The sequence below is a fragment of the Streptomyces sp. NPDC058674 genome, assembly GCF_042716505.1.
In the GTDB taxonomy this organism is placed as follows: Bacteria; Actinomycetota; Actinomycetes; order Streptomycetales; family Streptomycetaceae; genus Streptomyces.
On the sequence record NZ_JBHXSC010000064.1, the window covers coordinates 33453 to 42675 of the forward strand.

At 75.0% G+C, this 9223-nt stretch carries 7 protein-coding genes and 1 pseudogene; all 8 read right to left on the reverse strand.

Annotated features, from left to right (window positions below; genetic code table 11):
* Nucleotides 1–10: 10 nt before the first annotated feature.
* Nucleotides 11–1111 carry a potassium channel family protein gene (locus ACFWU6_RS26850; RefSeq protein ID WP_383802395.1) on the reverse strand — a complete coding sequence of 367 codons (1101 nt, stop codon included), beginning with the start codon at nucleotides 1109–1111 and terminating at the stop codon, nucleotides 11–13.
* Nucleotides 1099–2445: a molybdopterin molybdotransferase MoeA gene (locus ACFWU6_RS26855; RefSeq protein ID WP_383802392.1), complete on the reverse strand. Its 1347-nt coding sequence runs from the start codon at nucleotides 2443–2445 to the stop codon at nucleotides 1099–1101. Before ACFWU6_RS26855 ends, ACFWU6_RS26850 begins: the two co-directional genes overlap by 13 nt.
* Nucleotides 2442–3455, reverse strand: coding sequence for an NTP transferase domain-containing protein (locus tag ACFWU6_RS26860; RefSeq protein ID WP_383983496.1), 1014 nt, complete (start codon nucleotides 3453–3455; stop codon nucleotides 2442–2444). The genes ACFWU6_RS26855 and ACFWU6_RS26860 overlap by 4 nt, the downstream gene beginning before the upstream one ends.
* A 130-nt stretch (nucleotides 3456–3585) precedes the next feature.
* Nucleotides 3586–4125, reverse strand: coding sequence for a bacterial proteasome activator family protein (locus tag ACFWU6_RS26865; protein ID WP_383802386.1), 540 nt, complete (start codon nucleotides 4123–4125; stop codon nucleotides 3586–3588).
* 95 nt (nucleotides 4126–4220) lie between these two features.
* Nucleotides 4221–6965 carry an FtsX-like permease family protein gene (locus tag ACFWU6_RS26870; RefSeq protein WP_383983498.1) on the reverse strand — a complete coding sequence of 915 codons (2745 nt, stop codon included), beginning with the start codon at nucleotides 6963–6965 and terminating at the stop codon, nucleotides 4221–4223.
* Between the two features lie 101 nt (nucleotides 6966–7066).
* Nucleotides 7067–7813 (reverse strand): ABC transporter ATP-binding protein, encoded by a 747-nt coding sequence (locus tag ACFWU6_RS26875; RefSeq protein ID WP_383802383.1) that lies wholly within the window; start codon nucleotides 7811–7813, stop codon nucleotides 7067–7069.
* Between the two features lie 25 nt (nucleotides 7814–7838).
* Complete coding sequence (locus tag ACFWU6_RS26880; RefSeq protein ID WP_383802380.1) at nucleotides 7839–8531, reverse strand: PadR family transcriptional regulator; 693 nt, start codon at nucleotides 8529–8531, stop codon at nucleotides 7839–7841.
* A gap of 132 nt (nucleotides 8532–8663) precedes the next feature.
* Nucleotides 8664–9223 (reverse strand): annotated as a pseudogene (locus ACFWU6_RS26885) (hypothetical protein); the annotation flags it as partial.

Sequence of the window (9223 nt, forward strand, 5' to 3'; positions counted from 1 at the left end):
GACAGCACTGCTACTCCGCGGACGGCAGCGTCACGGGGGGTGAAGTCGGCGGCACGGCGCGGACGATGCTGATGACACGGTCCGTCGGCTGCAACGGGCTCGCGTGCGCGTCGTCGTACGCGAGCAGCCGGTGCCCGCGCAGTACGCTCACCACCAGGTCGTGCGTCTCCCGCACCGACTTGCCGACCTCGGACTTGGTGACGGGCCGTTCGATGAGGTCGAGGCCGCTGCCCTGCTGGATCAGGTCCTCCATCACGGTGCCCGCGCTCGGACTGAGGACCGACAGGCCCAGCAGCCGGCCGGCGGCGCTCGCGCTGGTGATGACCGCGTCCGCACCGGACTGGCGCAGCAGCGGGGCGTTCTCCTCCTCCCGTACCGCGGCGACGATCTTCGCGCCGCGGTTGAGCTGCCGCGCCGTCAGCGTGACCAGCACCGCGGTGTCGTCCCGCTGGGTGGCGATGACGATCTGACGGGCCTTCTGGAGCTCGGCGCGCAGCAGTACGTCGGAGCGGGTGGCGTCGCCGACCACACCCGTGAGGCCCTCCGAGTTGGCGATGTCGATCACCGTGGCGCTCGGGTCGACGATGACGACCCGTTCCTTGGAGAGGCCGGTGGCCAGCAGCGTCTGCAGGGCCGAGCGGCCCTTGGTGCCGAAGCCGATGACGACCGTGTGCTCGCGCAAGTTCTTCCTCCAGCGGTTCAACCGCCACTCTTCTCGGGTCCGCTCGGTCAGCACTTCCAGTGTGGTGCCGACCAGGATGATCAGGAACAGCACGCGCAGAGGGGTGATGAGCAGGATGTTCACCAGGCGTGCGCTGTCGCTGTACGGGACGATGTCGCCGTAGCCGGTCGTCGACAGCGTCACGGTGGCGTAGTAGACGCAGTCGAGGAAGTCGACCTGGTCGTTGGCGTTGTCGTGGTAGCCGTCCCGGTCGACCCACACGATGAGGACCGTCAGGCAGAGCACGAACAGCGCCATCATCAGGCGCTTGCTGACCTGTTGGAGCGGCTTCTCGACGATGCGCGTGGGGAGTTTGATGCGCCGGGAGACGAGCTTCTCGTCCGCCGCCCGGGCCATGGCGTCCTGGCCGTGGAGTTTCACGTGAAACATCCTCCCGAAGCCCAGGGCAGATCGAGGATCTCCAGCTCCTGGCCGGACCGTGCCCCGTACGGCGGTACGACGGCCAGCGCGTCGGCGGCGGCCACGCCGCGCAGCATCGCCGGGCCGTTGTAGCGCAGCGGCGCCGCGTGCTCGTCGCCGAGCAGGACCGGCACCAGCCGGGTGTCGTGCGGGTGGCCCGGCACGTCCCCCTGGACCGCCGCCGTGTAGCGGGGGCGCCTGCGGCGGCCGGCGAGGGCGCGCAGCAGCGGCTCGGCGAGGGTGAGCAGGCCGGAGACGGCGGCGAGGGGGTTGCCGGGCAGCCCGACGAGGTACCGGCCGTCCGTCCCGTCGCCGATGCGGGCCAGCAGCATCGGATGGCCGGGGCGCACCGCGACCCCGTCGACGAGCAGTTCGGCGCCGGCGCGGGCCAGCACCGGGTGGACGTGGTCCACGGGCCCGGAGGCGGTGCCGCCGGTGGTGACGATGAGATCGGCGGTGGAGGTGGTGACGGCCTCCAGCAGGGCGTCCGCCCCGGCGGGGTCGTCGCCCAGCCTGCGGGTCCCCACGACCTCGGCGCCGAGGCGGGTCAGCCAGGGGCCGAGCATGGGGCTGAGGGCGTCCCGGATCAGGCCGTCGTGGGGGAGGCCCCCGGTCAGCAGCTCGTCGCCGAGGACCAGGATCTCCACCCGGGGGCGGGGCCGTGTGGTCAGTTCGTCGTAGCCGGCGGCCGCGGCCAGACCGAGGACGGCCGGGGTGACGAGGGAGCCCGCGGGCAGCAGCAGGTCGCCGGAGCGGCACTCCTGGCCGCGCGGGCGGATGTCCTGGCCGGTCAGGACGGGCCGGTCGGCGAACAGCTGGGCGCCGTGCTCGCGGCAGTGCTCGCTGCGGATCACGGCGGTGGTGTCGGCGGGGATGCGGGCGCCGGTGGCGATCCGCACGGCCTCCCCGTCCGCGAGGGGCTCGGGCCGTTCGGAGCCCGCGAGGACGCCGCCGCCGGCGCGGACGGCCCAGGGGCCGGGACCGGCGACGGCCCAGCCGTCCATGGCGGAGGTGTCGAAGGACGGCAGGTCCGTCAGGGCGTCGAGGGGTGCGGCCAGCACCTCGCCGAGGGCGTCGCCGAGCGGGACCCGATGGGTGCGGGACGGCGCGGCCGCCCCGGCGCGGACGGCGGTGTCGCGGGCCCGCTGCCAGGCGGAGGCACGGTGTCCGCCGTCGTCGGGGGTGCGGCTGACCAGCGCCAGCGCCTCTTCGAGGGCCTGCTCGGCGGACCCGGCGGACCCGGCGGACCCGGCCGTTTCGGCCGGGGTGCCGTCCAGGGCGTGGTCGGCGTCGGTGGGGGTCATCCGGAGCCGTTCTGTCGGGGGCCGGCGGCGGGGTCGGTGGCGGGGTCGGTGTCGGTGTCGGCGGCGGTGGTCCCGGCCCCGGCCCCGGCCCCCGTTTTGGCCTCGGTTTCGGCCTCGGCTTCCGCCGCCCAGCGCAGGGCCAGGTCGGCGGCCTTGCGCGAGGCCTCGGCGACGGCCCGCGCGGGGTCGTCGCCGGTGGCTTCGGCGCGGGCCGCCGCGTAGCCGACCAGGAAGGTGGTCAGCGGGGCGGCGGGCCGGGCGACGCCGTGGGCGGCGTCACGGGCGAGGTCGAGGAGGGCCGTGGTGTCGACGTCGAGGTCGATGCCCAGCTCGTTCTTGACGGCGGTGATCCATTGGTCCAGCACGGTTCCATGCTCTCTGATCCGGGCGCGGGCGACGGAGAGATCGTCCCAGGTGTCGCAGTCGAAGGAGGCGAGTGGCTGCCCCTCGACGCGGGTGAGGTCCAGTCCGGCGGTGAGCGCCCGCAGCGGAAGCCCGGCGAGACCGCCGTGCGCCGCGGTGAGCAGGGCGAGCTCGCGCCGGAGCGGTCCGGCCCGGTAGGCGGCGAGGAGGGGCTGGTCCCGGCCGCCCGGGTCGCGCAGCAGCGCGCCCTCGCGCCCGGCGGAAGCGGTGGCTCCCCCGGTTCCCCCGGTTCCCCCCGTTCCCCCCGCTCCCCCGGCTTTCCCGGGGGCGGTGAGCAGGGACCGTACGGTGTCCCGGTCGAGGAACGGCAGGTCCGCGGAGAGCACGAGGACCAGCTCGGCGGTCGTCTGCCGCAGCCCGGCGTCCAGCGCGGCCAGCGGGCCGCCGCCGGGCGGGTCCTCGCGGGTCCAGCGCACCGGGCGGGCGGTGGGCCTGGGGCCGCCGACGACGACGGTCGTGCCGGCGTCCGGGCAGGCGTCGAGCACCCGGTCGAGGAGGGCGCGGCCGCCGACGCTCAGGGCCGGCTTGTCGGCCCCGCCGAGCCGCCGCGCGGCGCCTCCGGCCAGGACGATCGCGTCGTAGCTCATGCCCCAGAGTATGCGCGGCCCGTGTTCCCGAGGGGGAGTCCCCTCACCGGCCGTTCATCCGTCTCCGCCGGGGCGGGGCGGGGGCCGCCCGGCCCCGGCCCCGTACGGCGACGGCTCTGGCCGCCGGCGGTCAGAGGTAGGGGCCGGAGCGGACGGCTCCGTGGCCGCCGTCCTCGTCGTCGTCGTGGGAGGCACCGGGCGGGAGCGCGCGGCGCATCTGCTCCAGTTGGGCGCGCGCCGCCATCTGCTGCGCGAACAGAGCCGTCTGGATGCCGTGGAAGAGCCCTTCGAGCCAGCCCACCAGCTGGGCCTGCGCGATGCGCAGTTCCGCCTCGGAGGGGATGGCCTCCTCGGTGAACGGGAGGGACAGGCGCTCCAGTTCCTCCACGAGCTCGGGGGCGAGGCCGTCCTCCAGTTCCTTCACCGACGCGGCGTGGATGTCCTTGAGCCGGACCCGGCTCGCCTCGTCGAGAGGTGCGGCGCGTACCTCTTCCAGGAGTTGCTTGATCATGCTTCCGATCCGCATGACCTTGGCGGGCTGTTCGACCATCTCCGTCACCGGGACCTCGCGCGACTCGTCATCGGCGCCGCCGACCGCCGTCCCGTCCTGTCCCACGATCAGGACGTGCGGGGGGCTGTCCTGCGACCGTTCACTCCTCGGCATCTCCATGCCGTCATTGTCTCGCACAGCTTCGTACTCACACGGTGTGCCCCCGTACAGGCGTGATCCACCCTGTACGGGGGCACCGGCACCACTTCGTGTGCCTACCCGGCGGCCCTGCGGGCGAGCGCCCCGTTGGACCGGGTGACCAGGGCCGCCAGCAGGGCGGCGCCCAGCGGGACGACGACCAGCAGCCCGCCGAGGGTCTCCCACGGCACGGCGATGGGCACGTACGGCGCGGCCTCGTCCGTCAGGCCCCGTCCCAGGAGCGACCGGTAGAGGTGCTCCTGCTCCTGCCGCTGGACCATGCGCAGCCCCACCGCGGGCAGGATTCCGGCGGCCGAGCCCAGGACGACGCCCATGAGGGCGATCACCCCGCACTGGAAGCCGCTCAGGGTCCGCCGGACCCGCGGCGGAGCGCCGACGGCGGCCAGGGTCTTCAGGTCGGCCTCGGAGTCGGCCTGGGCGAGGCCGGTGGCGATGCCGGCCGCACCGATGGTGACCAGGCCCGCGAAGACGGTGAGGACGAGGGTGCTGAGGTCGGCGGTGCCCTGGTAGCCCTCCTCGATGGTCAGGGAGGCCTCCACACCGAGCCGGTCCATCTCGCCTTCCATGCGCTGCTTCTGCTCGGTGGCGACGGCTCCGTCCAGGGTGAAGTACGAGCCGAGGGGAGCGGTGGCCAGGCCGGCGGACTTGACGGCGGCGGGCGGCAGGACCAGGTGGACGCCCCAGCTGTTGACCGTGGCGGGAGCCTGGTGGACGGGGAACACCTTGTCCTGGCCGGGCGGGTCCTCGTGCTTCTGCTGGGCCCGGTCCGCTGCCTCGCCGTCGGTGACGATCCGGAGGGTGACCTTGCCGTCCTTGGTCTCGCGGGCGTCGAAGGAGACGGCCCGGCCGGAGGCGAGGGCGGCCGCGGAGCCGGGATCGTCGACGGCGAGCACCGACAGGAGCTTCTCGTCGGCGACGACCGTCGCGTACTGGACGCTCTGTTCGCTCGTCTTGCAGCGCGGGTCGGCCCGCAGGGACAGGGCCTGCTCCTCGGTGAAGGAGGCGGGCCCGTTGGGGGCGTCGAAGAGCGGGCAGCGCTGCTCCTTGGGCACGATGATCTCGACGCGCCCGCAGCCCTCGTCCGAGGAGTACTGGTCGCAGCCCGGTTTGCCGACGACCAGCCGGTCCACGTCCGCCCGCTGGTCCAGCGGGAGTTCGCGGGCGAGTGCCTGGCGCAGCGCGGGCACCTCCTTGTGGGCGCTGTTCTCGCTGGTCTCCAGCAGGCCGGTGCGGTCCGGGAGGCTCGCGACGTACGCCTGCCGGTTCTGCACCTCCTGGCTGTTCTGGTACGTGGCGACGGCGACGGTCCCGGCGACGGCGGCCAGGACGGCGGCGACGGCGGGCGCCGTGCGCCCCCGGTTGCGCACGGCGTCGCGCAGGGCGAGCCGCGGCGACAGCGGAAGCCAGCGGCCGAGGCGCCCGAACAACCCGACCAGGGTGGGTGTCAGGGCGACGACGCCCAGCTCCGCGAGGGCGCTGCCGCCCGCCACGACGGTGGCTCCCATGCGGGAGGTCGCGCCGTAGACGGCGATCACGGCGCCGGCGGCGCAGGCGAGCAGCCCGATCACGGGCAGCACCCGGTTGGCGCGGCGGACCCCGCGGCGGCCGGTGAGCGAGGCGAGCACGGTCTCGCGGGAAGCGGTGACGGCCGGGACGACGGCGGCCAGCAGGCCCGTCACGACGGCGAGCAGTGCGATGGCGGCGAGTTCCACCGGACGGACCCGGAAGCCGCCGAACCGCTCGCCGAGGTAGTCCTCCAGCACCGGGCGCAGTCCGGCGGTGAGGGCCATGCCGATGCCGGTGCCGAGGACGGCGGCCGCCGCGCCGAGGACGATCCCGCCGGAGAGGACGATGGCGCGGATGTGCCGCCGGTCACCGCCGTTGGCCCCGACGAGGCCGAGCTGGCGGCGCGAGCGCCGGGCGCCGACCGCGAAGGCGGGGCCGGCCAGCAGGCAGATCTCCAGCATGGCGAGGCCGACGACGGTCGCCAGGACGGCCAGCTCGCTCTTGGGCGCGCCGCCACCGAACCGGTTCTTGCCCTCCTGCTGGTAGAGGGGTACCTCGGAGTCGGCCGGCGGCGCGAGCAGCACGGTCCGGGAGACGGCCAGCACGCCCTTGGCGTTGGCCGCCTTGACCATGTTCCACGTGAAACCGTCGCCGCCGACCTTGACGAGGTAGGAGTCCTGGCTCCGGATGCCGGGGGAGCCGGCCGCCGTCAGCTCCTTGTCGAGCGGTGCGATCAGCGTGCCGGGCGGGGCCAGCACCTCGGCCCGCCGCAGGTCGGAGGGGTTCTCGTAGGTGCCGACGATCGTGTACCTGGTCTGCGAGCCGCGCGGGGTGAGCGAGGAGCCGACGAAGAGGCCGGAGGACTCCAGGAAGTGGTCGGTGGCGATGACCTCGCCCGGGCGCTCGGGGAGCCGTCCGCGGTTGGGCGTGAGCAGGCCCTTCACCAGGGGGCTGTGCGCGTCGACTTCGCGCAGGTCCGTGCCGAGCAGGCCGTGCCGGGTGCGGATCTTGCCGTAGCCGCGGCTGTCCTTGAGGGACTGCGCGCCCGGCGGCAGCAGGGCGGCGGCGCGGTCGGGCTCCTTCTCGTTCGCGGGCGGGGTGTAGGCGTCGAAGCCGCCGACGGGCGCGTAGTCGTCGCCGCCGGGGCTCTGGTAGAGCGCCGTGTCCAGGCCCGAGGCGCGCAGCCGGACGTCGGCCGCGCCGAGCTGCCGGTCGGCTTGCTGGGCGGTGGACAGCTGGCCGCTGCGGTAGGTCAGGTCGGCGGCGCTCACCCCGATGATGGGCAGGGCGAGCATGGCGAGGACGAGGGCGCTGCGGCCCTTGGCGCGCCAGGCGTCGCGCCGGGCTATGCGCAGGGCCGCGACCCAGGAGTGGTACCAGGTGCCGAACGGGGAGGTCACTGGCCGGCCGCCTGCCCCGAGAGCAGGGAGTCGGCGTGGCTGCGCAGGGTCTCGTCGACCACGCTGCCGTCGCGCAGGAAGACCACGCGGTCGGCCCAGGCGGCGAACCTCGGTTCGTGGGTGACGAGGATGCCGGCCGCTCCCGCGTCGCAGCGCGAGCGCAGCAGGGCGAGCACGGATTCGCCGGTCTCGGAGTCGAGGGCGCCGGTGGGCTCGTCGGCGAGGACCAGCCGGCGGTCGCCGACCAGGGCGCGGGCGATGGCCACGCGCTGCTGCTGGCCGCCGGACATCTCGTCGGGGAAGCGGTCGGCGAGCCGGCCCAGGCCCATCTCCTCCAGCGCGGCGAGCGCGCAGACGCGGGCCTTGCGGGCGGAGGTGCCGTCGAGTTCGCGGGGCAGGGCCACGTTCTCGGCGGCGGTGAGGGCCGGTATGAGGTTGTAGTCCTGGAAGACATAGCCGATGCTGCGGCGGCGCAGCGCGGCGAGCTGCTTGCGGCCGGCGGTGGTGATGTCGGTTCCCTCGACGACGACCCGGCCGCTCGTCGGGGTGTCGAGTCCGCCGGCGAGGGTGAGGAGCGTGGACTTGCCGGAGCCGGACGGGCCCATGACGGCGACGAGTTCGCCGGGGAAGACGGAGAGGTTGATGCCGCGCAGGGCGTGCACTTCGGTGGCTCCGCTGCCGTGCGTGCGGACCAGTCGGTCCAACTGGAGCACGGGCGACGGGGACTGGCGCTGGTCGGGCATGAGGGGTCCCCCCTGGGACGGTGGTTCAGCCGCGCCGCGTGCGGGCGGCGGCGTGCGGGGCGGTTGCGGTCGGCGGGGTGTGCGGGGAGCCCGGGTCCGCGTCCGCGGGGGCGCCGGGTCCGGCGGTCTCGGCGGGCCGGGGCGGCACGGGTGCGTCGGCTCCCCGGTCGGCCGGCGGACAGAGCCGTACGAGCCGGGCCTCGCAGTGGTCGAGCCAGCGGGCCTCGGCCTCGGTCTGGAAGATCAGCTGTTCCAGGACGAGCAGCCAGGCCACGTCGTCGCGCTCGCGGGTGTCCCCGCTCTCGACGGCGGCCAGGGCCCGGGCCTTGAGGCGGGTGTAGTCCTGCATCGCCCGGATCGTGGCGTGCCGCTGGGACTGGATGACGGCGCGGATGTCCACGCCGGGGGCGCCGACGGCCATGGCGAGCTTGATGGACAGCTCGTCGCGGGGCGGGTTGGCCCGGTCGACGGGGCGCTCGTACCACTCGCGCAGTTCGGTGCGGCCGGGGTCGGTGATGGCGTAGAGCGTGTGGCCGGCGGCGTCCTCTCCGCCGGGTGCGACGAGGCCGTCGCGTTCCAGCCGGGCGAGTGTGGTGTACACCTGCCCGACGTTGAGGGGCCAGGTGGAGCCGGTGCGGGATTCGAACTCGGTGCGCAGCTGTGAGCCGTACCGAGGACCCCGTTCCAGCAGGGCGAGAAGGCCGTGACGGATCGACATACCGAGTATGTATACCCAGTATGCCGAACCCCGGCAACCTCCTCCGGTCGTAGTCCGTGAGGAGGGCGCGGTGATCGGTGCCGGTCGGCCCGGGGGCTCGGCCCCGGCCCGCCCGGGTTCTCGGGGCGGCCCTCAGATGCTTCGGCGGAGCCTGACGCCGAGGTAGCCGAGGCCCACTCCCATCAGGGCGAATCCGGTGCCCAGTGGCAGCAGGTGCGCGGCCAGGTCGGCGGCCCGCTCGTTGGGTCCGGTGCCGAGCGCGGTGACCGGCCCGGTCGCCACCGCGGTCGGTTCGGACCGCGGGCGCGGCGGGGGCGAGGGCGGGGGCGAGGGCCGGTTGGGCGGCCGTACGGGGAGCGGCCGGGTGGCCACCATCGCCTCCCGGTTCACCCGGTCGCCCACGGGCCGGCCGGGCCGTTCCCGGCCGGCCCCCGCGACGGTTCCGGCCAGCTCCCCGTGTCCCGGGTCCGGACCGCCGGCCGGGCGGGAGTGCGCGGGGTTGGCGAGGGCGAGCGCGGGCGCGGCGCCGGACACGAAGGCGGCGGCGGCCAGTACGGCGGCGGCCAGTGCGGCGGCTCCCGGCGCACGCCGGGCGAGCAGCCGCCCAGCCCGCCCGGCCGGCGCGGCCCGCCCGTTCGGCCCGGCCCGCGCGGCCCCTTCGGCCCGCGCGGCCCCTTCGGCCTGTGCGGCCC

What these genes read in the sequence shown, in the direction of transcription:
- ACFWU6_RS26850 (WP_383802395.1), bottom strand. Translation starts at nt 1,111, where the DNA reads ATGTTTCACGTGAAACTCCACGGCCAGGACGCCATGGCCCGGGCGGCG.
- ACFWU6_RS26855 (WP_383802392.1), bottom strand. Translation starts at nt 2,445, where the DNA reads ATGACCCCCACCGACGCCGACCACGCCCTGGACGGCACCCCGGCCGAA.
- ACFWU6_RS26860 (WP_383983496.1), bottom strand. Translation starts at nt 3,455, where the DNA reads ATGAGCTACGACGCGATCGTCCTGGCCGGAGGCGCCGCGCGGCGGCTC.
- ACFWU6_RS26865 (WP_383802386.1), bottom strand. Translation starts at nt 4,125, where the DNA reads ATGGAGATGCCGAGGAGTGAACGGTCGCAGGACAGCCCCCCGCACGTC.
- ACFWU6_RS26870 (WP_383983498.1), bottom strand. Translation starts at nt 6,965, where the DNA reads ATGCTCGCCCTGCCCATCATCGGGGTGAGCGCCGCCGACCTGACCTAC.
- ACFWU6_RS26875 (WP_383802383.1), bottom strand. Translation starts at nt 7,813, where the DNA reads ATGCCCGACCAGCGCCAGTCCCCGTCGCCCGTGCTCCAGTTGGACCGA.
- ACFWU6_RS26880 (WP_383802380.1), bottom strand. Translation starts at nt 8,531, where the DNA reads ATGTCGATCCGTCACGGCCTTCTCGCCCTGCTGGAACGGGGTCCTCGG.